Raw genomic sequence first — 25,683 nt, 5'->3', positions numbered from 1 at the left:
CCTTTCAGTCCTGAACAATGGCTTTACCAATTGGCAGCCGGGTGAGCCAGCTATAAGGATACAATCTTTATCCTGATCGTCGCAGAGATGGGCGAGGAAGAAGTTAGCTGGTTAATACCATGCCCACGGTGGGAGTGGGTACGGTATAGCGTGAGAGCAACCTTGAGAGGATCTTCACGGTAAATGACATGGCGTATTATCGCGCCGATTTAATGGACAAATCAAACGAACTGTACGGATTCGCGCGAATCATGGATATAGTGTCTTTCCACCAGGCAAATCCGGCGACGGCTAAATGGGATGCATTGTGGTTAACACGGTCTGGTCAATCGTCCTCGAATTTTCCCCACTCGCCAGATGGCTCATCATCCGCACGCTTGCCCAGCCACAATTGTTCAGACTTGCCTTTCTTGGACACTTTCCTTTTTTTCCTTTCCAGCCACTGCTTGTTAAGAACCATCATCAAGCCAGGATCAGGCACTGGTCGTACCGTGAGATTTTTGAACAAGGCGGTGAAAAAGCTGGCTTCTTCAGCAAATTTCTGGTTTTTTTCTCCAACAGACTCCGCTCTTACAGGGTCTGGCATGCAGCGATTACCGATAAAATTAGATATTGGACAAGAACTCATCGTTGTTACCCACCATCTGGCTGAAAATTAAATAATAGGCAGAGATGCCGTGTCTGGAAGTTAGACATTGGTGGGAAAGGAAGGATTTTATTTTTTATTTCAATCAGTTGTTTGATCAGGCTAGAAATAGAGGGCGCTCTTTACTGGGTGCTGAACGCCCTCTTGCCGTTATCTCAGCTCTGCCACAATTTCCTTGCTGAAGGATTTTTCGCAATAGTGGCACTTCAACTGGATATCATGACTTTTCTGACGCAGGTAGAAATAGCTCGCCACTGGTTCATTATGCGTAATGCAGTTAGAGTTGGGGCAGGCGAACGCGGCTCTCAGTGTTTTCGGAATGGCCATGGTGAACTTATCCACCACCCGGTAATCATCAATCACGTTGATGGTTGCGCTGGGTGCGAACAGTGCCAGTTCGTTGGCCTCCTGTTCGGTAAACATCCGTCCCTCGACTTTTATAATATCTTTGAAGCCCAGGGCTTTACTGGGCAAATTAAAGCCCACGGTAATGCGTGCTTCACTGTTCAGCAGATGCAGACGGTCGAGGATTTTTACCCCCTGTCCTGCCGGAATATGGTCGATGACAGTGCCCTGGCAGATGGCTTCAACCTGAAGTTTGTTACTCATCGATCACTCCTCACATCTTGTCATCAAAGGATTCATTGAGAATCAGGGCCAGCAGGGCCTGACGGGCAAATACCCCGTTTCGGGCCTGTTCAAAGTAATAGGCGTGGGGGGTTTGATCGACTTCAACGGCTATCTCATCAACCCTTGGCAGCGGGTGCAGTACTTTCAGGTGTGCAGGTGCCTGTTTCAGGGTTTCATTGGTCAGTACATAGTTTGAGGCGATGTGCTTATACTCGGTTTCATCAAATCGCTCTTTCTGAACCCGGGTCATGTAGATGATATCTGTATCGGCAACCACTTCTTCGATGCTTTCCGCCCGACGCCAACGGATGCCTTTTTCATCCAGTTCCTGCAGGAGGTAGCCCGGCATTGCCAGTGCATCCGGGGCAATAAAATTAAATTCTGCGTTAAAGTGGGTCAGGGCCTGAGCCAGGGAGTGCACCGTCCGGCCATATTTCAGGTCACCGACAAAGGTGACTGTCAGGTTATCCAGTCGACCCTGGCACTCGCGAATACTAAACAGATCCAGCAGGGTTTGGGTTGGGTGCTGGTTGGAACCGTCGCCGCCATTGATAATGGGGACACTGGAGAATTCCGAGGCCAGCCGGGCAGCACCTTCCTGAGGGTGGCGCATTACCACCGCATCGGTATAGGAGCTGATGATTTTGATGGAGTCCGCGAGGGTTTCCCCTTTTTTGGCAGAGGTGTTGCCACCGTCGGCAAAACCAATCAGGGTGCCGCCTAACCTCTGAACGGCTGTTTCAAACGAGAGGCGTGTGCGGGTGGATGCCTCAAAAAAACAGCTGGCAATCACTTTGCCCTGCAATAGACCGGGACGTTGCGTGTGTTTGAGTTCAGCTGCCACTGCAAGAATCTGTTCCATATCTTCCCGGGTAAGGTCGGCTATGGAGATAATGTTCCTGTTAAAGAACCTGTTTCCCATGGGGGTAATACCTGTCGCCTTTGGTCATTTTCAAGTCAAAAAAAAGCCCCTGGATCAAGGGGCTTTATTTTGCAATACAGATAAAGTGGTTAGCACCAGTAATAAGGATTCTGCTTGTTCTTTTGATTGACTGACGGTTCATGTGCAGTGTCATCGAAACCTTATCCCGGGTGAGTGTCGTTCAGGTTAACTATTTTTGGTCAATCAGTCAGCTTCTTTGTTGGGTAAAAGCAGTCCGGTTGACAAATTGTCTGGCATTTTACACTTCAACTGTCGTTGGTCAAGGGATTTCAGCGTTCTGGTCAGGGGCGGCGGCCTGACCAGAAACTGGCCAGCCCTGCTCATGCTCTTGTCTGAAGAATTACCAGGGGAGATCAAGCTTTAAATTTGCCTCAAATGCCCTTAGAACCGACTCTTTGGAGTGTAAGATCCAGATGCTGGTGACAAAGTTATAAAAGGTGTCCAGCCAGCTGTCATGATGGTTCAGCTGGTAGATATGTCGTATGTTGGGTTCAAGCCCGCTGGAAGGAATCTTCATCCCGGCAACCGCTACCTTGTTCGGCGACAGTTTCCATCGGGAGTATCGGCTGAGCGGGTTATAGTCTTGTCCATGAAGAAAGCTGCCTTCAACATAGGAGTGATGAATTCTGGCCAATCGGCTGTCGGGCATACCTGCCAACCAGCTTGGGTGAATACCGTAGCTGTTGAAAATGTAGGCTTGCTCAATGGTCTCGGATATTGACATGGCGGCCTGGGCAATAGCGCCGCTGAAGGAGTAACCGGTTATCTCCACCGAATGGTTCGGATACATGTCTTTCAGGGAATCAGCGAGATCGCTGATATCCTGCAGCTGTTTTACCGCAAGAGAGCAGGGAGAGCTGCCGGGGTGAGCGGGTTTTGATTGGGTAACCAGGCATTGGACAGCCTCATCGGACTTTTCACCGGCCAGGGCCAGAACGATCTTGCTCTTGGTCTGGGCGTTGGATGAAGGATCTTCAGTCAGTTTAAATACCCTGACCTTGATGTTCGAGTCCGGGATAGTGACCTGGCCGACTATCTGGTGGCGGGTCTGGCCAGATTTTCGTTTCTCCTCGGCGGTGCTGGTAAAATGGGGTTGCCATTGCTCAGGGATGGCTTCCGGGTCCGCCAGGAATAGAAAATGTCTGGAGCCCAGGTAAGAGAGCCTGAAAATAGCAAATATCTGTTTTTCCGGATCATCGGAGGTCAGGATTGCGTCCATTTCGGAAAAATAGCTCATCAAGGCATAGGGGTAACGCTCTAATAGCAGTTCAGTGCTGGCCCGGTAATCTACGGTTCTTTTTTGAACGGTTTGCTGTTGATCATTTTCGTTGGATTCGGGCGTTTGTTCAGGCTCCATGCCGGAATTGGTGGGTGGCGGCGCAGTCCATTCAGCGGTGATGCCAGACGCCTGTGGCGTGGCGTCAGCAATAGCGAACCAACTGAGAATGCTCAGCAGTAAGGGGACTGCAATGATTAGGCGTATAGAGTTAGGGTGCATGGGGCTTTCCTGACCAATATAAAACCAGAGGTTAATAACTATGACCAGAAAAAGAGGCTAACGTTCAAATTTAAAGGTGTGGAGGATTAATCAAAGCGCCTGATCCGCTGATGAGGGTGGAATAACAGGCTTACAAGTCGTGTTTCTTCATTTTGCACCCGCCCGGGATTTCAATGGTGACGTCACTGTTCAGCTGGCAGCAGCAGGTCAGTATTTTTCCTTCCGGAATAAAGGCGATGGGGTCGGTGGTATAGGTGACTTCACCATCAACAAGGGTGACCTGGCAGCTGCCACAAAACCCCTCACGGCATTGATACTCCATGTCGACGTTTTCCTGCTCAAGGGCTTCCAGAAGCGTCAGCTCTTTGCGGGGAATAAAGCTGAATCCTTCAAGAATCTTAACAATATGAGCCATGGTGTTTCGCCTGTATCAGCCAGGCCTGAAACAGGCCTGGCTATGGGACGTTGGGTATCGGAACTGCTTACACTGTTTTTAATGCAGGACTTATAACGAAAAGTTACTGAAATCTTCGGACTGCACTTCGCTGTCTATTTGACCAACCAGGTAGGAGCTGACCTCCACCTCCTGAGGCGCAACCTGAACGTTGTCACTGTTCAGCCAGCTGTTCATCCAGGGCAGAGGGTTCTGTTTGATGGCAAACGCCGGTTCAAAGCCGACGGCAACCATCCGCTGGTTGGTGATGTATTCAACGTACTGGCCAAGAATGTCCCGGTTCAGGCCAATCATGGAGCCATCACGGAACAGGTAGTCTGCCCAGTCTTTTTCCTGTTCTGCCGCGTCGATAAAAATCTGTCTGGCCTGGTCTTTCAGCTCACGGGCAATCACCGCCATTTCCGGGTCATCTTTGCCATCGGCCAGCAGTTGCAGGATGTGCTGGGTGCCGGTCAGGTGAAGGGCTTCATCGCGGGCGATCAATTTGATGATTTTGGCGTTGCCTTCCATTGTGGAGCGCTCGGCAAAGGCAAAGCTACAGGCAAAACTGACGTAAAAACGGATCGCTTCCAATACGTTCACAGACACCACGGTCAGGTAGAGCCTGTGCTTCAGGTCGGTAATGCTGATGTTGATTTCTTCGCCGTTAACGGTGTGTTTACCTTCACCCAGCTGATGGTAAAGGCTGACACCTTCGATCAGGGCGTCATAGTAGCGGGTGATGTCCCTGGCGCGTTTGGTAATCGCTTCATTGGTCACGATATCGTCAAAGATACGGGCCGGTTCGGTGACGATATTGCGGATAATATGGGTATAGGAACGGGAGTGGATGGTTTCACTGAAGGCCCAGGTTTCGATCCAGGTTTCCAGTTCCGGCAGGGAAACAATGGGCAGCAGGGCAACGTTTGGTGAGCGTCCCTGCACCGAGTCCAGAAGGGTCTGGTATTTCAGGTTGCTGAGAAAGATGTGCCTTTCATGATCGGGAAGCGCAGCAAAGTCACGGCGATCGGTTGAGAGGTCCACCTCCTCAGGGCGCCAGAAAAAGGAGAGCTGCTTCTCAATCAGCTTCTCAAAGATCGGGTACTTCTGGACATCATAACGGGATACATTGACATTACGGCCAAAGAACATGGGCTCCTGAGTAGCATTGAAGTGTTCCCGGTTAAATGTGGTGTATGTCATTGTTCGATTTGCCCCAATTCAGTGGTTTCCGCGTATGGTTTGCTGGCCTAAGCGAACCGCGTTGTTTATCTATAAGCATTTGCGCTATAGACAGGATTGGTGTTCGCTATTGATCAATAGTTCTGACAAGGGATGTTCATCAGATTTTGCAGGCTCCCCCTGCGCAGTCATCATCCATGTCACTCTGAGCGTCAGCGGCACCATCACGGGTATTGTGGTAATACAGTGTTTTTACACCCAGTTTGTAAGCGGTCAGCAGGTCTTTCAGCAGCAGCTTCATTGGAACTTTGCCGCCTTCAAAGAGACCGGGATCATAGTTGGTGTTGGCTGAGATCGTCTGGTCGATAAACTTCTGCATGATGGCAACCAGCTGAAGGTAGCCATCGTTGTTCGGGATGTTCCAGAGCAGTTCATAACGATCCTTAAGCTCGACGAAATCAGGAACAACCTGCTTGAGAATGCCATCTTTGCTGGCCTTGACGCTGACAAAGCCCCGGGGTGGCTCAACACCGTTGGTGGCGTTACTGATCTGGGATGATGTCTCGGATGGCATCAGGGCGGTCAGTGTTGAGTTGCGCAGGCCGAACGACTTGATCTCCTCACGCAAGCTTTCCCAGTCAAGGTGCAGGGACTCTTCACAAACCGTATCAAGGTCACGTTTGTAGGTATCGATAGGTAAGATACCTTTGGCATACGTGGTCTCATGGAATTTGGAGCAGGTGCCTTTCTCTCTGGCCAGCTTGTTTGATGCTTTCAACAGGTAGTATTGAATGGCCTCAAAGGTGCGGTGGGTCAGGCCATTGGCGGAGCCATCTGAATACCGGACATGGTTTTTGGCCAGGTAGTTGGCGAAGTTAATCACCCCGACACCCAGGGGACGCCGTCCCATGGTTGAGTTGTAAGCAGCAGCAACCGGGTAGTCCTGGTAGTCCAGCAGGCTGTCGAGGGCACGCACAATCAGTTCCGACAACTCTTCCAGTTCTGCCAGATCCTTCAGGGTGCCCAGGTTGAACGCGGCCAGGGTGCACAGGGCAATCTCGCCCTCTTCGTCATGGATATGATCCAGGGGTTTGGTGGGCAGGGCAATTTCCAGGCACAGGTTACTCTGGCGAACCGGGGCCACTGCCGGATCAAATGGGCTGTGGGTATTGCAGTGATCGACATTTTGCAGGTAGATCCGCCCGGTACTGGCCCGCTCGGAGGCAAACAGTGAAAAGAGTTCAATCGCCTTCAGCGTGGTCTTGCGGATGCTGCTGTCCTGCTCATATTGCTTGTAGAGCCTGTCAAACGCTTCCTGGTCAGCAAAGAACGCATCATACAGTCCCGGCACATCGCTGGGTGAAAAGAGGGTGATATTACCGCCTTCGATCAGGCGCTGGTACATCAGCTTGTTAAACTGCACGCCATAGTCCAGGTGGCGAACGCGGTTATCATCGACCCCCCGGTTGTTTTTCAGAACCAGCAGGTTTTCAACTTCCAGGTGCCAGATCGGGTAGAAGAGGGTCGCTGCGCCACCGCGAACGCCACCTTGAGAGCACGATTTTACGGCCGTCTGGAAGTGCTTGTAAAAAGGGATACAGCCGGTATGGAAGGCTTCTCCCCCGCGGATCGGGCTGCCCAGGGCGCGAATATTACCGGCGTTGATACCAATCCCCGCCCGCTGGCTGACGTATTTAACAATAGCGCTGGACGTGGCATTGATGGAGTCCAGTGAGTCCCCGCATTCAATCAGCACGCAAGAGCTGAACTGACGGGTAGGTGTACGTACCCCGGACATGATCGGGGTGGGCAGAGAGAGTCTGAAGGTGGACACCGCATGGTAGAAACGCTCAATGAAATCCAGGCGAGTCTCTTTCGGGTATTGTGCAAACAGGCAGGCACCAATGAGCATGTACAGAATCTGGGGGCTCTCGTAGTATTCGCCGGTTACCCGGTTCTGCACCAGGTATTTGCCCTCAAGTTGTTTGACCGCCGCATAGCTGAAGTTCATATCCCGGCTGTGATCAATAAAGCGTTCCATCTGATCAAATTCAGCCTCACTGTAGTCCGTCAGGAGGTGCTGGTCATACTTCTTCATCTCCACCAGTTTGACCACATGGCGATACAGCCCGGGCGGTTCAAACTGGCCGTAGGCCTTTTTCCGCAGGTGGAAGATGGCCAGGCGGGCAGCCAGATACTGATAGTCCGGAGCCTGGGCCGAAATCAGGTCGGCAGCGGATTTGATCAGTGTTTCATGGATATCCGTGGTCTTGATGCCATCGTAGAACTGTATGTGAGACTTAAGTTCAACTTCAGAAACGGAGACGTTGTCCAGGCCCTCGGCTGCCCAGGTAATCACTTTATGGATCTTCTCAAGATCCAGTTGTTCCTTATCTCCGTCACGCTTGGTGACCAGGATATTTTTATTCATTCAGCCCTTACCTGTGTATTCAATGAACACGCTTGATCAAGCGCGGCTATCAATGACCTTGCAGCACGCTTCATGGCCCGGCCAGGCCTGCAGACAGTATTGCTGCGCGTGCTGTTCATCACTGTCTTATCGCCAGCCACTGTACACTGCGGTGGCTGTGAGACTATGAGTCTGTCCGGGATATACCTGATGAGTCAGATCCCCGCCTCTGCGAGACAGGCTGTAGCGGCGGAACCGCGAGGCCGCGCAGCTGACAATCTGTATAAGCATTCTTCCCTGATTACCGTCCGCTCTTCCGTCATGTGCTGCTGCCAACAGTAAATCCGCTGTTTGGCTGGACTGTTGCCTGAGGCATTTCCGGTATGCCGGGTTGCTCAGGTGGCAATGTGTTACTCAGCAGCGAGGGGTACCATATATAGTGTAGCGGCCGTTTATCTACACAAGATAATGCGCAGTCGGGAGAAATTCAAGCCGATAAAACCGGGGGCGTGCTGTGGATAAGATGTGGATTTCTTCCGGTGTTGGTGCCCACTAACTCCCGGGTAACTTTTTCAGACAGAACGAGAAATTTGCAAGCTCAAGATGGGATTTTGTCAAAATAAAAAAATATTCTGAGTCCGCTTCGGAGAAAAAAATCATGAATACTCTAGGAGTAGGAGCCTGATTCAGAAATGTTTGGGCCTGCTCCGGTTCCGGGGAGGACGTTCGATTGTCGGTAGTGTAACATCTACGCCCCATAAACCATTAGATTGCCAGTGAAGTGCCGGTTTTTTGCCGCTTTCAATATTTCGTCTCTTAAACCCCCGGGGTGTAAAACAATGGCTTTGGATAATGCAGAAACGGGTCGCATCCTGATTGTTGAGGATGATGAGCGTCTGGCAACCCTGACCCGTGAGTATCTTGAAAATAATGGCCTTCAGGTGTCGGTGGAAGGTGATGGTGGTAAGGCCGTTGAACGTATTTTGAGTGAGCGCCCCGATCTGGTGGTACTGGATCTGATGCTGCCGGGGGAAGATGGGGTGTCCATCTGTCGCCGGGTGCGAGGCCAGTACCATGGTCAGATACTGATGCTGACCGCCCGCACCGATGACCTTGATGAAGTGCTGGGGCTGGAAATGGGCGCGGATGATTATGTTGCCAAACCGGTCCGTCCAAGAGTATTGCTTGCCCGTATAAGAGCCCTGCTGAGAAGGGGCACGGCACCGGTAGAAGACGAGCCGACAGTGCAGAACAGCCTTCGCTTTGGCGCGCTGGTGGTTGATAACTCCATGCGTGAGGCCTGGCTGGATGACCAGAGCGTCGACCTCACCAGTGCTGAATTTGATCTGCTCTGGCTGCTCTGTTCAAATGCTGGCCGGGTGTTGAGCCGGGAAGAGATCTTTGCCCAGTTGCGCGGGATTGAATACGACGGTCAGGACCGTTCCATCGATGTCAGGGTTTCACGTATTCGCCCCAAAATTGGCGACGACCCGATGCACCCTCGTCTGATCAAGACGGTGCGCAGTAAAGGGTATCTTTTTGTGAAGAGCATGTGACAAATGAGTAAGTTGCTGGCATAGCGTCATGAGCAGTATTTTTCTTCGTATCTATGGCGGCCTGCTGTTTTCCCTGGTGCTGGTCTCCGTGCTGTCTGGCATAGTGGTCACTATTGTCAATGGTGTTCGATTGGCCGAGTACCGGGAAGATATGGCCCGAGGGACCTTCCGTCTCATCTCTGAAGTACTGGCCGCCATGCCAGAAGAGCAGCGGCATAAGTGGCTGGGAGAGTGGGGACATAAACTGTCGATTCCGTTTTCAATGTTGCCTTTGGAGCGATCCGACTTCACACCTAAAGAGATTGAGCAGCTCTCTTTAGGGGGGATTGATGTTCAGATGCTGACGGAAAAGGCCGCCGTTATTACCGCCTTGATTGATGACCGCTGGTTGTTGCAGGGACGGGTGGCGGAGATATCAGAACAAATGGCAAGTGGTACCATTGTTTTTCTCAGACACCTGCTCAGCCATTACTTTGCGGATGAACGAGTGACGGTATTGGCCCAGCGATCCGGAGAATCGTTGAGCTTTCCTGTGTCCATTGTCCACTCCGCTACGTCGTTAACGCCTCTGCAAAGCACCCAGTTGCAGCAGGGCAGTATTGTGACTGTGTTGAACATCAGGGATGAATCGCTCCAGCTCTATGCCCAGATGAAGGACAGTGATCAGATACTCCATCTTGGCCCATTGAAATTACTGAACCCTTATCCTTTTAAACTGATCTTGACCCTGGGGCTGTTCGTCTTGATCTCTTTGAGCCTTGCCATCTATATCCTGGTCAGGGGAATGGAGAAGCGACTGCGAAAACTGGAAAGAGCGGCGACACGCTTTAGCCGGGGAGACTTTGAGGTACGGGTTAATGTTGGCGGGGCGGATTCCATTGGTCGCCTGGCCATGGCGTTTAATGCCATGGCCGACCATATTCAGCGTCTGCTGAGTCTGCAAAAGAGATGATTCGTGGCGTGTCCCATGAATTAAGAACCCCCGTAGCAAGGTTGCGTTTTGGCCTGGATCTGATTGCCGATGCCAGAACACAGGAAGCGCGGGAGGCCCAGCTGGAGGGCATGGACCAGGACATCCAGGAACTGGATCATCTGGTGGATGAGTTTCTGACCTATGCCAACCTGGAACAGGGAACCCCAACCCTCCGTTTGAAACGTCATGACGTTGATAAAGTAGTGGCCCAGGTGGTTGGCGAGCATCTCAGATTACAGAACCGGGTTGAGATCGAGCATATTCCCTGCAATGTGTTAAACCCGAGGCGTTTTGTCGAAATTGACCGGCGCTATATTCATCGGGCGATACAGAACCTGGTAGGCAATGCCTGTCGCTACGCGGACAGTAAAGTTCAGGTGCGTTTTTCATCCACCCAGGACACTTGTCGTATTGATGTGGATGATGACGGGGCCGGGATTCCGGAAGAGCAGTGGGAGCGGGTGTTTTCTGCTTTTTCCCGACTGGACGACAGCAGAACACGCAAGTCAGGAGGCTACGGTCTGGGGCTCTCAATCGTCCGGCGCATTATGTACTGGCATGGGGGCCGCGCCCTGGTCAGTCACAGTCCCCTGGGGGGAGCCCGGTTCAGTCTGGTCTGGCCCAGGAAGCAGAGGCATTAAAGTTTCTGATGTTCCCGGGAACGTCTCCCCGGGAACATCAAGAAGATCTTGAAGAATTTCAAGAAAGTCCTCCTGGATGCCTTCCTCTTTGAGAATATGGAAGGCAACGTTCTGGGTTGAGAAGCCTGGTTTCAGGACATAATCATACTGCAGGCCTTCACTGTTGATCTCAGCGCTGACATGAAGATTTTGAAACCTGTCCGGGAACTGACCTGCCAGTGAGGTCAGCCGGGCATAGTGGGTAGAAGAAATGCTGATCGTCCCGGGTAAATCGCCAATCGATTTTATATAGGCGAGTGCACCGATCTCCCCTTCTTCAGGGCTGGTATTGCTGAAAATTTCATCCAGAAAAGTAATGCTGAACTGACCAGTCTCCAATGCGCGTAATGCCTCCAGCAGCTTGATAGCGCGTTTTGATTCTGCGCTGAAACTGGAAACGCCAGTAATCATTTCCGGCTCAATGACCCTATGGGTATGAATAAAGGAAAACGGTGTCAGTTTAAAGGATGCAGCCGGAGATATACCCAGTGTCTGCGCCATAATGACGTTAAGTGCGGCAGCAATCATGGCATTGGATTTTCCTGCAGCATTCGGTCCGGTAATAATGATATTGGCCGGTGCTGTGGTGTCGCTGGCGGCGAGATCGCTGGAAACCGCAATGGCAGGGGAGAGCAGAGGGTTCCAGAAGCCCTGAAGCTCGATACCCGGTTGTGCTGATACTTGATATTGTGCAAAACACAATGGATTCGTTGCCCGGTAAGAAGACGACCGCAGCAGCTTGGCAACGGTCAGCCAGGCATCAATCTCACCGGTGGCCTGCATAATCCTGATCAGTGGGATGTGGTTTCGGCGCAGCAGCATCAGGCTTCTTTTGTAGCGTCCCATGTTGGTTGCCAGATAGGCGAGTGTGTCGGTGTTTTCTCCGGTGCATCGTTTAACAGTGTGGCTATTTCCTGAATCTGGGTGGAATTGCGAAATTTCAGGAAGCCGCTGTCATGGTCCAGAATGTCCTCAAGGGCCGGGTGATGCCGGGCCAGTTGCTTTAATTCTCTGGCACTGGCCAGTGCTCTTCCGGGTCTGCGGCTGCGCTCCATGACAAACGTGTAAGCGGCCCGATTATCCTGAAAGAGCCAGTATGATTGATAAATGGCGATCATTTGCAGTACCGCAAAGCTGCCGAAGGTGAAAATTTTGACCGGTGGTGGAAGCCCCTGAAAGTGATCGTGCATTTCAGAGATGACCAGGTTCATATTGGCTGGCAGGTTGATGGCGGAATTGAGAAGCCCATGAATAATCCCGTATTGCGAGTCAAACTTGCCAAGCAGCGTCGACCCGATCAGGCCAATAGGCACATTCAATGCACTCATAACACTAATGATGTCGTTTAATCGGCGGGCAATCTCTTCATAGAAGGCATCGGAGGTGAGCCCCGGAATGTATGTCTGGTAATCAATCTCATCAAAATGGGGGCTGTTCACGGCATCAGAAGGGTCGAGCAGGGCAATGAGTCCATCTTCATCCGCGGCGTAGCGGATCAGTTGCTCCTCAATCTGAAAGATGACTTTAGGGTGATCCAGCAAGTATTGAAGTGCGTTTTGGCGTTTTTCAAGAATCTCTATATCCGTAATAGGGGATATCAGCAGGTTGGCCAACATGATTTCACCAGCGACCGTCATCGGAGAGCCTAAATTGCTGAGCAGGCTATGTCCGGGGTTTTGTCCGGTGCCACTGAGAATATGCAGGTCTTTAACGGCATGATGGGTCATTATCTCGTTGCCCGTTTTATGAGTCCGGGAAAAATTTTGCAAAAGAATGCTGCGTCTTTCTCCCGGGGACAGAAGAATTTCAGGTAACTCCTGTTTCTGGTTACGCGAGTTTATGGCGTTTTTGTATTTATCTGCGGAGTGGATTTTTGCCAGGTGATCATGTATCAGCTGATAAGTGTTGGTGATCTCCATGCCTCCGTCAGCATTAAGACTTGCGCTAATGGTTGTGATTAACAGGAATATTAAATAATCAGTGGCTCTTGATTTCATTGGGTGTTTTCGATGGACAGTTTTTATTGTTTAACATTTCATGTTGCACATCAGAGGCCTTTGGGTAATCAGGGTTCAAATCCCGGTTTTTTTAGGCCAATGAGCGGATTTATTGTCAATTGAGCAACCAATATCCCCGTAAGCTTGTGTAAAAATAGATGAGAAGCCATAGTCTCGCCATACACTGATGGTGTGATCCATTTCAAGCGATTGATCGAGAGAGTAAAGCATGCCATTTCGTCTGGAGATGAAGGTTCGCGACTATGAGTGCGACCTGCAGGGCATCGTCAACAACAGTGTCTATTTCAATTATCTGGAGCATGCACGGCATGAGTTTCTGCACGCTAACGCGATCGACTTTGCCAGGCTGGCCGCAGAGAAAATTCATCTGGTGGTGCTGAGAAGTGAGATGGACTACAAAATGTCGCTGGTACCCGGGGACGAGTTTTATGTAGAAGTAGAACCCGTGCGACTTTCCAACTGCCTTTCACCACCCCGATTGATATTTTCCTGAAACCTGATGTCAAAGGACTGATCAGATCTTCAGGAGCACCGATATGCCGCCAGTTCAATACCAGTCTAAGAACCTTAATCACCTTGGCCTGGTTGCCGCCATGTGCCGGGAGCTAAAGATAGCCGAATATTTCGATGCACGCATAACCAATGACTCTGATGCACGCAATGTCACCATTGGACAGGCTGTGGTCGCAATGATCATCAATGGGCTGGGCTTTACAGGGCAGACCCTCTATCTGGTCCCTGAGTTTTTTGAGGACAAGCCGATTGATCGCCTCATTGGGGAAGGCATCCAGGCAGAACACTTAAACGACAAAATACTTGGCCGGGCTCTCGACAGTCTTTATGAAGTTGGCGTCAGTGACTTATACCTGAATCTTGCCATTAAGGTCGTCAACCATCTAAAGCTGCCCTGCAAGGCATTAAACCTGGACGGCACCAGCCTTCATACAGACGGTGTCTATAACAGTAATGAAAACCCTGATGACTTGAACTGCATCCATATCTGCCGCGGCTATAGCCGTGATCACCGGCCTGACCTGAATCAGGTTGTCTTGCAGTTAATCACCGAAAATGAGGCGGGTATCCCTGTGTTTATGGCACCTGCGAGTGGTAATGTAAACGACAAAACTTGCTTTCAGGAAATTATCAAAAATCATTTGTCGTGTTTTAAGGCAGCTTTGAATAACCGTTATCTGGTCGCAGATGCAGCCATGTACGTTGCTGAAACCCTCCAGTTGCTTGATAAGCAAAAACAGCTGTTTATCTCCCGGGTGCCGCTGAATATCAAGGATGCCAAGGAGCTGGTCGGCAAAGCGCCTGCGATGGCACTGGAGCCTGTTGAAGGCTATGAGGATTATTCTTTTACTGAAGTACCTGCCTGTTATGGTGATGTTCGACAACGATGGTTCTTGTTTCTCAATAAAAAGCGAAGGCTCAGTGAACAGAAAACGCTAACCAGAAAGATGCAGAAACAGTCACTGAAAGAAGCCCGCGATCTGGAAAAGTTGGGTAAAAAGGCTTTTCTGTGCCGGGACGATGCATTGGAGGCTTTTGCCTTGTGGCAGAAACAATCGAAACTCTGTCAAAGTGAAACGGAACCTGAGGTTATCTGTAAACCCTGCTATCCGGGCAAAGGGCGTCCATCGTCAGATAGTAAGCCTGATCACTTCGAATATTTTGTACAGAGCACATGCTTTGTTTCCTGCGAGAAAGAGAGAATTCGCTGGCCTCACTGGGTTGCTTTATCTTGGGCACCAATGATTTGGACCAAAAGGGTTTGAATACCCACAAGGGCATAAATGCCGCTGAGCTGTTGTCTACCTACAAGTCACAACAGAAGGTTGAAGGTGGCTTTCGATTCCTGAAGAGCCCGGACTTTCTGGTTTCCTCACTCTACCTGAAGAAAGCGGAACGAATTGAGGCCCTGTTAATGGTGATGACACTGTGTCTGATGGTCTATGCTGCTATCCAACACAGAATAAGGTATGAATTGAAGAAGCAGAGCCGTGTATTCTTAAACCAGAAAAAAAAGCCCTGCCAGAATCCAACGGCGAGATGGGTGTTTTTCTGTTTTCAAGGGGTTAGTGTATTAACGGTCAATAATCAGGAACAACGTGTGGTCGGTTTGAAGGAAAGACAATGGACGATCATTCAAGTTTTAGGCATTTTATATGAGTCGGTATATTCCTGATTGGGGTGGTGAAAGGCGGTTCCAAACTGAAATTTGGTTTTAAACAGAAAGTCTTCCGGAAACGGGATAACAGGCTGGCCATCGATGCGCTGGTTATTGGTACATCAGTGAACGCTAAAGGGCGGCCTTTTCTATCAGAAGACATTGACCGGGTATTTCCACTGGTATGACAAAGGATAAAAACGTCAGCACTTGTCTGACGTTTCTGATCGTTATCTGTTCAGCAGTTTCCTTCCGGCAAAATAATCCAGACTGACATAACGCCCGGCTCCCTGGAAAACCAGCACCAGCAACATCACCAGGTAGGTGGCGGCAAACTCAATGCCATTATTCAGAATCACCGGCTTGCCAAACTCGGTAATATAGTGGTAGCGGCCGGGATGGTTTGACTTCAGCCAGCCCAGAAACCCATTCAGTCTCTGGGTAGCTTCAGCGGCGTGTTCATTGGCAGCAAAGCTGCCGGGATCCGCAATGGCCTGCCAGCCATGGGGCCAGTGCACCGCGAAAATAGCCACCAGCATGGTGATGATCAATGGGACTGAAATCAACCGAATGCCCAGGCCGGCCACCAGTAGCACAGCACCGATAATCTCTGTCCAGGTCGCCAGAGCCGCCATCAGCCAGGGGAAGGGGAGGACCAGTCCATGCTCAAACCACATCACAATATCGTCAAAGTGCGCCAGTTTGTTGGTGCCGGCAATCCAGAAGACGGGGGCAAGGTACAGGCGCAGGGCCAGCAACGGAAGTCCATCAGCGTGATGGAGGTAACCTGCTGTTTTTTGGTAGAGTGACAGGATCTTATTCATGGCTGATTCCCTGGATGTTCTTATTGAGTTATTCACTCAACGTTTCAGCCGTGGGATTGTTACAGTGTGCAGGTTATTTTTTCATTCCGGGTTTGTAACGATATGGACGATGAAGCGTTAATAATAAAACAGGCACAAAATGGTGATCAGCAGGCGTTTACAGTGCTGGTGAAGCATTACTATCGCTTGATGCGCTTCGTTGCCCTGCCGATTGTGGGCGAAAGTGATGCCGATGAGATTGTCCAGGAAGCCTGGTTGACGGTGCATCAGAAACTGCCTCAATGGCAGCCCAGGGGCAGTTTCAAGGGATGGTTGCTGACCATTACCGCCAATGAAGCCCGTTCCCGCTATCGTCGGCAAAAACGTGAGCTGCTGTCCGATGCCCCGGAAGAAGCGCCGCTGGCCCATCGTTTTAAAGAAGATGGCCATTGGCAGCAGCCGCCTTCCAACTGGCACATCGATGGGCCGGGGGCACTTTTGGAGAAACGGGAACTGATGGACTGCCTGAACCACAGGATCACCATGTTGCCTGAGAAACAACGTCTGGTGTTTGGCTTGAAAGATCTCAGCCAGATGTCACTGGACGATATTTCCGGTTTTATCGGTGAGTCCGCAGCCAATGTCAGGGTTCTGCTGTACCGGGCGCGGGCAACGCTGTATTCCGGTATTGAACAGTTTCAGGAGACAGGCCGATGTTGAAATGTCGGGATATCGAGCAAATGGCGGGTCAGCTTCAGGATGACGAGCTGAACTGGCGACAGCGTCTGAGTATGCGAATGCATTTGATCATGTGCCACCATTGCCGACGTTTTCTCAAACAGTTTGCCGCCATTAAAAAACTGGCAGAGCACTCTGTCAGTGAACCAGCGTCTGATGATGAAGTGAAGTCGGTCATGGATAAAATTAACGGTTCGCCCAAGGGGTAGAGTGCCCCTGGGTTTTTTAGTCAAAGGTATAACTGTCAAATCTTGCCTTTGGGTCAAAACCTCCTCTTAGCAACATTTGTCGTTTACCAGAATCCATCAGCAGTCATTGCCAATCCTGCATGTCAAATTTTTGCCCGTGATAGGCAGGCTAAGTAGTTGGCCAAATGGAATCGTATATTTCTGGCTAAGTGGGCAGTTACTATGCAAGGCACAACGAAGGGAGCATAGCCTTAGCTATGTGACCGGAGTTGTAACGCCGCAGAGTGACTGTCCACTTAGTCAGAAAATACGATTTCATTTGGTTAACTACTTACATAATCCAAAACACCAAAAAGCCAGCCCACCGGTTAAATGGAGCTGGCCCGATCAAAACAACGCTCAGGTTTGGGTGTTGCAGTGCCAACCGATCAGTCAGGTCGGCATGGAGAAGCTTACGCCTTCGCGCACACTGGCAGAAGGCCAGCGTTTGGTGATGGTCTTGCGCTTGGTGTAGAAGCGTACGCCATCCGGGCCGTAGGCGTGCAGGTCACCGAACAGGGAGCGCTTCCAGCCGCCGAAGCTGTGATAAGCCACTGGCACTGGCAGAGGTACATTAATTCCCACCATGCCTACCTGGACGTGGTCGGAGAAGTAGCGTGCTGCTTCGCCGTCACGGGTGAAGATACAGGTGCCGTTGCCGTACTCATGGTCATTGATCAGTTTCATTGCCTCTTCCATGGTGTCGACGCGAATTACCTGCAGTACCGGACCGAAGATCTCCTGGCGGTAGCTTTCCATTTCTGGAGTCACCTGGTCGATCAGCGTACCACCGACGAAGAAACCGTTTTTGTAATCCGGTACTTCAGGGTTGCGGCCGTCCACAACGATTTTGGCACCATCAGCCTCTGCACTGTCAATAAAACCCACTACCTTATCGCGGTGAGCACCGGTGATAAGTGGACCGAAGTCGTTGCTGCTCTCACTGTGGACACCGACCTTCAGGCTGGCCATGGCAGCTTTCATTTTAGAAATCAGAGCGTCGGCAGTAGTGTCACCTACCGCAACGGCTACGGACAGAGCCATACAGCGCTCACCGGAGGAGCCGAAAGCAGCGCCAACCAGCTGGTTGACCGCGTTGTCCAGGTCAGCATCAGGCATTATGATGGCATGGTTTTTGGCACCCCCCAGAGCCTGGCAGCGCTTACCATTGGCGTTGGCCGTGGTGTAGATGTATTCGGCAACAGGAGTAGAGCCAACGAAGCTTACGGCCTTGATTCGCTCGTCGCTTAGCAGTGTATCTACTGCTTCCTTATCACCGTTGACCACGTTGAGCACGCCATCAGGCAGGCCAGCTTCCTGCAGCAGCTGAGCGATGAGTAGAGTGGAGCTTGGGTCGCGCTCCGAAGGCTTGAGTATGAAGGGGTTACCACAGGCGATGGCCATTGGGAACATCCACATGGGTACCATTACCGGGAAGTTGAATGGGGTAATACCGGCTACCACGCCCAGTGGCTGGAATTCGCTCCAGGAGTCAATGCCAGGACCGGCATTGCGGCTGTGCTCGCCCTTGAGCAGCTCAGGAATGCCGCAGGCATACTCAACATTTTCGATGCCGCGCTGCAGCTCACCCATGGCGTCGTGAGAGATCTTGCCGTGCTCTTCACCGATGAGACTGCAGATCTCATCAGCGTTGGCTTCCAGCAGTTCTTTGTACTTGAACATGATGCGAGCACGCTTCATTGGCGGAGTGTTGCGCCATGCAGGGTAGGCAGCTTCAGCAGCGGCAATGGCATCTTCCACCGTTTCCCTGGAAGCAAGCAGGACTTCTTTTTCAGGAACACCAGTGGCGGGGTTGTAGACCGCTTGCTTACGAGCGCCTTCGGTAACAACCTTGCCATTGATTAGATGTCCGATAGTACTCATCGTATTTCCTCTGGGATGGATGTGAGCGACCCCGAGGGAGCCGCCGGTGATTAATTCGCTAATGCATTACAGAAGCTGGCGATAAATCTCGACGATCTGCTCGCTGCTGGGTACTCGCGGATTGTTGTTGGGGGAACCTGAAGCCAGGGCCTGCTCAGCCATGGTTGGTGCCATGTTAAGGAAGGTGTCGCGATCGATACCGAACTGCTCCGGAGACGGCACTTTGAGCTCGTCGTTCAGGGCGTGCAATTCGTCCAGCAGTTTCTTGTTGGCGGCATCGTCGCTGTCAGAAGCGCCGGCGACTCCCATAGCGCGGGCACAATCGGCGTAGCGTTCTGGCGCTTCAGGGATGGAGAACGCGGTAACAGCTGGCAATAGCATAGCGTTGGACAGTCCGTGGGGAACATGGAATGCGGCACCAATAGGACGACTCATGCCGTGCACCAACGCCACGGAGGCATTACAAAAAGCGACACCGGCGAGGGTGGAGCCCAGCATCATCGCTTCGCGAGCCTGCTTGTCGGATCCGTTGTGGTACGCCTGGCGTATGTTTGGCCCCAGCAGTTTGATTGCCGACAGAGCCTGGCTGTCACTGTACGGATTGGCCTTCTTGCTGACATAAGCTTCAATGGCGTGAGTCAGGGCGTCGATACCGGTATCGGCGGTGACCCGGGCTGGCAGGCTCAGGGTCAGGCTGTAATCCACCAGCGCAGCTACAGGCATAAAGCCAACACCGACACAGAGCATCTTCTCATCACTGGTTTCATCCGTGATGATGGTAAATTTGGTCACCTCGGAACCGGTGCCGGCGGTGGTAGGAATGGCGATAATCGGCAGCCCGGATTCATTCACCACACGGGGGAACTTATATTCCTGCATGATGCCGCCGTGTTTGCCGAGAATGGCGATCGCCTTGGCGCTATCGATGGGGCTACCGCCCCCCAGGGCGATAATGCTGTCATAGTCGCCCTCGCGCACCTTGTTGACACCGGCCTGAATAGAGGCAACGGTGGGCTCTGGCACAGTGTCATCAAAGACGTCAGCTGTCATGGAACTGTTAGATAGAGCGTCCTGGATACTGCCTGCATAACCCAGCTCCACCATCACTTTGTCGGTGATGATCAGTGGGCGTTTGCAGCCCAGGCTTGCCAGCACGTTGGAAACTTCCAGGCTGGCACCTTCACCTACCTGCATGATGCGTGGAAGAATCACTTGAGTAGACATGTTGACTCCGAAATTTGGGGTGATCACGGACAGCGGTGCCTCTAGGAGGCTGTCCGAGAATAGTCTGCCCTACTGCGGCGACAGCAAATTGGTCTAAAAATCCGCTTTTGTTCGGCAAATAGCCCCGCTATTCACCTCACAAAACCGAATTTTTATCCTCAATTTTCTGCCGTCCTCGCTACGGGCGCTATTCCCGGACAGCCTCCCAGGCTTAAAGTGCCCACAGAAATCCCCTTGATTGAGTGAGGCCCGCTGCCGTTCGGTAGCGGTGCCGATCAGCCTCCTGGCAGGTGTTTCTGCGTTCTAGCGGTGTCGGAAAACAGGAGCCCTTTTGGCAATAAAGGCGTGCATTCCTTCTTTCTGGCCTTCGGTAGCAAAGGATGCCTGGAACAGGCGGCGTTCGTGGCGCATTCCTTCATTAAGAGGGGTTTCGAAGGCAACATTGACGGATTCTTTCGCCATACGCACTGCCGGGTCGTTGTAAGCAGCGATGGTATGGGCAGCTTCCAGTGCAACCTGTAACAGATCTTTGGCTGGTACTACACGTGCTACCAGGCCTGACGCTTTAGCTTCCTCAGCGTTGATAGTTCGACCAGTCAGCACCATATCCATAGCCAGGGACTTACCAACCGCTTTGCTGAGACGCTGGGTACCACCGATACCCGGCAGGATGCCGAGCTTGATTTCTGGCTGACCAAACTGAGCATCATCGGCAGCGATAATGAAGTCGCACAACATCGCCAGCTCACAGCCACCACCCAGTGCGTAGCCGCCTACCGCAGCGATAACCGGTTTTTGAATGGCCTTCATTTCATCCCATGGAGCAAAGATATCGTCGCAATAGAACTCGGAGAAATTCAGGTTCGCCATCTCTTCGATGTCAGCGCCAGCGGCAAAAGCCCGGGCACTGCCGGTAATCACAACGGCACCGATATTATTGTCTTTATCAAACTCTTTGAGCGCATCCACCACTTCACGAGCCAGCTGGCGATTCAGTGCATTCAAACTTTTGGGACGATGCAGAGTAATGATCCCCACCCGTTCACGACGTTCAACCAGAATGACTTCCGGGGTTTGCGCTGTGGATGCAGCTACCACTGCCAGAGGGGACTTTTCTGCTTCAGTCTTCTGTTCGGAATTGACAGACTTAACGGTCAGGTTGGTTTTTTGCTTTTGCATCACAGGTACCTATAGTTCTCGGGTCTGTTAGTGAACGGCTGGAGCAACAGCTTCTTGCAGCTCAGGCTGATCAGCATGGTGGTCATCATTTTGACCTTTAACAACGGCGTCATAAGCTCCGTGGCTCGCCATCAGTTCATCAAGAATCGCTTCACGATGCTCATTCAGCATAGGTGCCTTGATTGGCACTTCAGGATCAAATTCGGTCAGGTTGCTCAATTTAACTGGGTTGCCTGCCGTACGTACCGGCCGGTCGTGCTCTCCTTGAACTTTGATGATCATGCCACGGGCCAGTAGCTGAGGATGGTCGAACAACTTGTCAATGGTATTGATGGGTGCACAGGGAACACCCTCTTTATTAAGGGCGTCGATCCAATGCTGCATTGGCCTGGTTTCGGTGATCGCCTCTACTTCCTTAACCAATTGCACACGGTTTTGAACCCGCAGGTCATTGGTCAGAAACTCTGGTTTCAGTGCCAGCTGATGTGATCCCAGAGCGTCGGCCATCAACATGAAAAGCGTGTCGTTGCCGGTGCAGATCACAAACTTGCCGTCCTCAGCCATAAAGGTCTCAAAAGGCGCCAGCGATGGATGGTTGTCACCGGTTCTGGTGGGTACAATACCTTCAACGTCAAAACGCGCCAGAGCGGTCTCCAGCAATGAGGCCTGACAATCGAGCATGCCGATGTCGACCCGTGCTCCCTGAGCATCATGGCTGCGGCTGTAAAGCGAAGCCAAAATACCTATGACAGCAAACAGAGCAGCACCCAGATCACCTATGCTGGTACCAACGCGGGCAGGCTCGGCATTAGGCCAGCCGGTCAAACCCATAATCCCGCCCATTGCCTGTACCACCATGTCGTAACCTGGCAGTTCACTGTACGGACCGCTGTGTCCATAGCCTGAGATGGAGGTATAAACAATATGTGGGTGGGTTTTGGCCAGGCGCTCCGGGCCGTAGCCAAGTCGTTCCATAACACCGGGACGAAAATTCTCAACGACAACATCGCTGGTGTCCAGGAGTCGTTCCAGCAGTTCCCGGTCACGGGGCGATTTAATATCGAGAGAGATGCTCTCCTTGCCTCGGTTGAAGCACATGAAATAGGCTGAATCGTTTTCAATAAAAGGCCCGAACGCACGAGTGTCGTCGCCAGTACCAAAACGCTCAATCTTGATGACCCTTGCCCCAAGATCCGCCAGAATCATTGTGCAATAGGGTCCGGAAAGTACGCGGGAGAAGTCTAATATCGTGACACCGTGCAGCGGGCCAGGTTTGTACTCTGTGTCGCTAGTAGGATCCATAGTGGCTACTCCAGGTTTTATACCTTGCCAAAATCGATACGGAATGTATCGTATTACACGCAGGTTAAAAAACAACCTTAATTAAATTAAGCAAGCTCGGAGACGCTCTCACCGGCAATACGGCCGAAGGTAAAGATATCAATGAGTGCATTACCACCCAGACGGTTACCTGCGTGGATTCCGCCGGTCACTTCACCTGCTGCGTATAATCCCGGGATAACATCGCCTGCTTTATTAATGACACGAGCCTGCGTATCGATCTTCAGGCCGCCCATGGTGTGATGAACGGAGGGCTGACGTGGAGTTGCATAGAATGGCCCCCGCTCAACTTTCAAGCCCAGGGCGCTCTTATGGAAATCCGGATCATGACCTTGCTCTACAAAGCCGTTGTAACGCTCAATGGTTTCAACAAACTCTGCCACGGGTACACCGATTTTCTCTGCCAGCTCCTCAAGAGTGTCTGCCTTGATGATGACACCTTCTTCAATTTCCCGTTCGATGGTTTCATCAGATGTATTCGCCGCGGTTTTACGAATCTCGCTGTCGGCAATCATGTAAACCAGACCACCGTTGTTGAAGAAGGACTCAGAAAGCACATCGCGGCTTTCACATTCATCAACGAACCGCTTGCCACTTTTGTTAACAAAGACAAAGTTTTCAGGCGGTACAATGAGCCCTGTCAGAAGTGCGCCAGACTTTGGATCGCCGATCGGCATTAGCTGGGCAAATCCCATACCCGTTAATTCAGCACCGGCTTTTTCACCCATCTCAATACCATCACCAATCAGGGCCGGTGAGTTAGTGGTTTTGATGTCATCAGCAATTTTATTCCAGTATGTGTTGTACTTCTTGAGCATTTGGGTATTGGCACCAAATCCACCGGAAGCCAGCACAACACCATGGTTGACATGCAGTATCAGTTTGGTGCCATTGGTCTGTGTCGCATTAATGCCTTCCACTTTGCCATCGTTGATAATAAGGTCGGTGGCACGGGTGTCGGTCATGATGCGACCGCCTTGCGCCTTAATGCATTTTTGCAGCTTATCAACAAACTCCAGGCCTTTTTGGCGTTTTGGTTTGTGTGCACGACGCCACAAAGCACCAACAGCAATATCAACCGCACTGCGGTTAAAGTCGATTCCTTTTTCGGTCAACCAGTCGATGGACTCCATAGAGCGACTGGTGAGCGTTTTAACCAGATCGTACTGACCATAAATGGCGTTACCTTTGAGGTCGGTACGTTTACCACCCAGATAGGTCTGAATCAGGTGCAGTTCAACCGAGTCAAACAGATATTTTTTGCCGTTTTCCAGATCGTCAAAGTAAGCAGTCAGTTGCTCTTTAAGTGTTTTAAAGTCGAACAGGTATTCTTCGGCAATTTCAGATTCTGGTGTTGCTGCAATGCCCTTCAGGTAGTCGGCTTCACCGGGCAAGGCAGAGAAATCGCTTTGCCAACCCGGCTCAGCAGCGTTCACCCAGCCACCGGTACGGACCGTATTACCACCAATGGCCGGGAATTTTTCCAGCAGGATAACCGATTTGCCTTTATCCAGTGCCGTTAGCGCCGCACTCAGGCCCGCACCGCCACCGCCAACAACGACCACATCAACGGTTTCTTCAATGGTTTCCGTTGACCATTCAATCGCCTTTTTGGCCTTGCAGCGAAGCGCTTCGGAGTGACCGCCAGCCAGGTCAACCGCATTGGATACACCGTCAATAACCGCCTGGCTACTGGCTGTAGCGCCAGAAATGACATCGACATTGAGCGATTGCTCATCAAGAATTTGTTGCGGAATTCGCTCAAACGCCGGGTTGGCAATACCTTTGGATTCGTTTGAAGAGTCGACAACGATATCAAGGATTTTATCTTCCGAGAAGGTAACCGTCACCGGCAGCTTGCCACTATGCCCAATACCATAAGCCGTGTACTGACCGGGCTCAAATTCAATTTTTACGTTTTGCAGTTCTTTGATACGCTCATTCTTAGCCTCCTCAGCCGCTCTATCGACAATCATGTAGTCCATGATGTCCCAGAGTGGGGAAGGAATATGCAGCTCATCTTGCTGGTTAATATCAGCAAACTCTGCGCAGACCTCGTTGTTGAGTGCCTTGGTGGCCCAGGCAGGTTCCAGCAGACAACCCTTGCCAACACTGATGAGATCATAACCTTGCTCAAGGGCTTTATCTGCATCTGCCCGCTGTGCAATACCGCCAACACCAATAATAGGTACCCCCACCAGGCTTTCGCTCTTTTGTCGTAGATATTTAGCGACGAGCGGTTCTTTATCGTCAGGGTTGACAATGGAATTACGCGCCCAGTTACCCATTGAGACGTGCAAATAATCCAGACCGCTGGTAGCCAGTTTATCCAGAAGATACAGGGTATCTTCAAAACGGATGCCTGGTTCCTCAATTTCCTCCGGAGAAAAACGATAGCCAATAATAAAATCAGGCTTGTCACTGGCTGCCACAACGGCTTTGGCTTTTTCCAGAATAGCCAGGGGGAAGGTGGTTCGTTTCTCGATATCGCCGCCCCATTTGTCACTGCGACGGTTCGAATGGGGAGAGAAAAATTGCTGGATAAGGTAAGTGTTTGCACCGTGGATTTCCACGCCATCAAAGCCCGCCAGAATAGCGCGATTAACAGCATTGCCGAAGCGCTCAATCATGTCATCGACTTGTGCTGCTGTCATCTCCAGCGGTGTTTCTGCATTATCACGCAGGGCGGCAACCGGGCTGGCTGATATAGGTGTATGACCACCGTTGTATTCTCCGTTCGCCATACGACCAGCATGGTAAACTTGCAGTATGGCTTTTGAACCTTTTTCTTTGATAGCCCGGGTTAGCTTTTTGAGGCCTTTGATTTTGTTGTCTGTGTCAATACCTAATGCCCCGGGGAATGCACGACCATAGTTCTCTACAAAAGCACTTTCCACAATGATTGCAGCAGCATCGCCCGCACGGGATGCGTAGTAATCAATCATCAGTTGAGTAACGCCGCCGTCAAAAAAGGCAGACTGAATTGTCATTGGTGCCATCATTATGCGATTTTTCAGCGTAGCCCCTGATCGAAGTATTAGCTCATCGGCTAGCTTAACCATGCACTCTTCCTCTTACAGATTGGTTAATCAGTAAGTTAATTATCATATCAAATGCACTTTGGTTTTATTAGAATAGAGTTTTTCTA

Annotated in this window: 22 protein-coding genes and 1 pseudogene; 8 read left to right on the top strand and 15 right to left on the bottom strand. The window is 51.2% G+C overall.

What is annotated here, in order from left to right:
* Positions 1-325 precede the first annotated feature (325 nt).
* The 7 genes from O3276_RS10610 to nrdA all read right to left on the bottom strand — a co-directional run bounded on the left by O3276_RS10610 (position 326) and on the right by nrdA (position 7,763).
* Positions 326-586, bottom strand: coding sequence for a hypothetical protein (locus O3276_RS10610; protein WP_269675596.1), 261 nt, complete (start codon positions 584-586; stop codon positions 326-328).
* Positions 587-796: 210 nt separating this feature from the next.
* Positions 797-1,255, bottom strand: coding sequence for an aspartate carbamoyltransferase regulatory subunit (gene pyrI, locus O3276_RS10605; protein WP_269675595.1), 459 nt, complete (start codon positions 1,253-1,255; stop codon positions 797-799).
* Between the two features lie 10 nt (positions 1,256-1,265).
* Positions 1,266-2,198: an aspartate carbamoyltransferase gene (gene pyrB / locus O3276_RS10600; RefSeq protein WP_269675594.1), complete on the bottom strand. Its 933-nt coding sequence runs from the start codon at positions 2,196-2,198 to the stop codon at positions 1,266-1,268.
* Between the two features lie 361 nt (positions 2,199-2,559).
* Positions 2,560-3,717, bottom strand: a complete 1,158-nt coding sequence (locus O3276_RS10595; protein WP_269675593.1) for a hypothetical protein — start codon at positions 3,715-3,717, stop codon at positions 2,560-2,562.
* A gap of 130 nt (positions 3,718-3,847) precedes the next feature.
* A complete protein-coding gene (gene yfaE, locus O3276_RS10590) occupies positions 3,848-4,132 on the bottom strand; it encodes a class I ribonucleotide reductase maintenance protein YfaE (protein WP_269675592.1) in 285 nt (94 codons plus the stop codon).
* Positions 4,133-4,222: 90 nt separating this feature from the next.
* Positions 4,223-5,353, bottom strand: a complete 1,131-nt coding sequence (gene nrdB / locus O3276_RS10585) for a class Ia ribonucleoside-diphosphate reductase subunit beta (protein WP_269675591.1) — start codon at positions 5,351-5,353, stop codon at positions 4,223-4,225.
* Positions 5,354-5,492: 139 nt separating this feature from the next.
* Complete coding sequence (gene nrdA, locus O3276_RS10580; RefSeq protein ID WP_269675590.1) at positions 5,493-7,763, bottom strand: class 1a ribonucleoside-diphosphate reductase subunit alpha; 2,271 nt, start codon at positions 7,761-7,763, stop codon at positions 5,493-5,495.
* Positions 7,764-8,581: 818 nt separating this feature from the next.
* On the opposite strand from nrdA, the gene O3276_RS10575 reads away from it, so the two are divergent.
* The 3 genes from O3276_RS10575 to O3276_RS10565 are packed head-to-tail and all read left to right on the top strand — an operon-like array spanning position 8,582 to position 10,912.
* Positions 8,582-9,298, top strand: coding sequence for a winged helix-turn-helix domain-containing protein (locus O3276_RS10575; protein WP_269675589.1), 717 nt, complete (start codon positions 8,582-8,584; stop codon positions 9,296-9,298).
* 28 nt (positions 9,299-9,326) lie between these two features.
* Positions 9,327-10,250, top strand: a complete 924-nt coding sequence (locus tag O3276_RS10570; protein ID WP_269675588.1) for a HAMP domain-containing protein — start codon at positions 9,327-9,329, stop codon at positions 10,248-10,250.
* Positions 10,247-10,912: an ATP-binding protein gene (locus O3276_RS10565; RefSeq protein WP_269675587.1), complete on the top strand. Its 666-nt coding sequence runs from the start codon at positions 10,247-10,249 to the stop codon at positions 10,910-10,912. Before O3276_RS10570 ends, O3276_RS10565 begins: the two co-directional genes overlap by 4 nt.
* Here O3276_RS10565 and O3276_RS10560 read toward each other — a convergent pair.
* Positions 10,802-11,797 (bottom strand): MutS-related protein, encoded by a 996-nt coding sequence (locus tag O3276_RS10560; protein WP_269675586.1) that lies wholly within the window; start codon positions 11,795-11,797, stop codon positions 10,802-10,804. The genes O3276_RS10565 and O3276_RS10560 overlap by 111 nt on opposite strands.
* Positions 11,773-12,948: a hypothetical protein gene (locus O3276_RS10555; protein WP_269675585.1), complete on the bottom strand. Its 1,176-nt coding sequence runs from the start codon at positions 12,946-12,948 to the stop codon at positions 11,773-11,775. Before O3276_RS10555 ends, O3276_RS10560 begins: the two co-directional genes overlap by 25 nt.
* A gap of 229 nt (positions 12,949-13,177) precedes the next feature.
* Between O3276_RS10555 and O3276_RS10550 the strand changes: the two genes are divergently transcribed.
* The 3 genes and pseudogenes from O3276_RS10550 to O3276_RS10535 all read left to right on the top strand — a co-directional run bounded on the left by O3276_RS10550 (position 13,178) and on the right by O3276_RS10535 (position 15,327).
* The gene (locus O3276_RS10550; protein ID WP_332328209.1) at positions 13,178-13,462 is read left to right on the top strand and encodes an acyl-CoA thioesterase; all 285 of its coding nucleotides are present in this window, start codon (positions 13,178-13,180) and stop codon (positions 13,460-13,462) included.
* A 43-nt stretch (positions 13,463-13,505) separates the two neighbouring features.
* Positions 13,506-15,157 (top strand): annotated as a pseudogene (locus O3276_RS10545) (IS1634 family transposase).
* Positions 15,158-15,165: 8 nt separating this feature from the next.
* Entirely contained in the window at positions 15,166-15,327 is a 162-nt protein-coding gene (locus O3276_RS10535) for a hypothetical protein (RefSeq protein ID WP_269675584.1), read from the top strand.
* A 42-nt stretch (positions 15,328-15,369) separates the two neighbouring features.
* Here the strand turns inward: O3276_RS10535 and O3276_RS10530 are convergent, their stop codons facing one another.
* Positions 15,370-15,963, bottom strand: a complete 594-nt coding sequence (locus O3276_RS10530; protein WP_269675583.1) for an HvfX family Cu-binding RiPP maturation protein — start codon at positions 15,961-15,963, stop codon at positions 15,370-15,372.
* Between the two features lie 66 nt (positions 15,964-16,029).
* Here O3276_RS10530 and O3276_RS10525 point away from each other — a divergent pair, with 66 nt between their 5' ends.
* Positions 16,030-16,662 (top strand): RNA polymerase sigma factor, encoded by a 633-nt coding sequence (locus O3276_RS10525; protein WP_269675582.1) that lies wholly within the window; start codon positions 16,030-16,032, stop codon positions 16,660-16,662.
* On the top strand, positions 16,656-16,889 hold the full coding sequence (locus O3276_RS10520; protein ID WP_101747824.1) for an anti-sigma factor family protein: 234 nt from the start codon (positions 16,656-16,658) through the stop codon (positions 16,887-16,889). Before O3276_RS10525 ends, O3276_RS10520 begins: the two co-directional genes overlap by 7 nt.
* A gap of 411 nt (positions 16,890-17,300) precedes the next feature.
* Here the strand turns inward: O3276_RS10520 and O3276_RS10515 are convergent, their stop codons facing one another.
* From O3276_RS10515 to O3276_RS10495, 5 genes are all read right to left on the bottom strand, one after another.
* The gene (locus tag O3276_RS10515; RefSeq protein ID WP_269675581.1) at positions 17,301-18,791 is read right to left on the bottom strand and encodes a CoA-acylating methylmalonate-semialdehyde dehydrogenase; all 1,491 of its coding nucleotides are present in this window, start codon (positions 18,789-18,791) and stop codon (positions 17,301-17,303) included.
* Positions 18,792-18,857: 66 nt separating this feature from the next.
* A complete protein-coding gene (locus tag O3276_RS10510) occupies positions 18,858-20,015 on the bottom strand; it encodes an iron-containing alcohol dehydrogenase (protein WP_269675580.1) in 1,158 nt (385 codons plus the stop codon).
* Between the two features lie 303 nt (positions 20,016-20,318).
* Positions 20,319-21,194: an enoyl-CoA hydratase gene (locus O3276_RS10505; protein WP_101747822.1), complete on the bottom strand. Its 876-nt coding sequence runs from the start codon at positions 21,192-21,194 to the stop codon at positions 20,319-20,321.
* Between the two features lie 27 nt (positions 21,195-21,221).
* Positions 21,222-22,496, bottom strand: coding sequence for a CaiB/BaiF CoA transferase family protein (locus tag O3276_RS10500; protein WP_269675579.1), 1,275 nt, complete (start codon positions 22,494-22,496; stop codon positions 21,222-21,224).
* An 86-nt stretch (positions 22,497-22,582) separates the two neighbouring features.
* The gene (locus O3276_RS10495) at positions 22,583-25,597 is read right to left on the bottom strand and encodes an NADH:acrylate oxidoreductase (protein WP_269675578.1); all 3,015 of its coding nucleotides are present in this window, start codon (positions 25,595-25,597) and stop codon (positions 22,583-22,585) included.
* Between the last annotated feature and the right edge of the window lie 86 nt (positions 25,598-25,683).

It is taken from the genome of Endozoicomonas sp. GU-1 (assembly GCF_027366395.1).
Taxonomy (GTDB): domain Bacteria; phylum Pseudomonadota; class Gammaproteobacteria; order Pseudomonadales; family Endozoicomonadaceae; genus Endozoicomonas.
The sequence above is the reverse complement of the archived record's forward strand: the minus strand, read 5'-3'. Positions and strand labels throughout refer to the sequence as shown.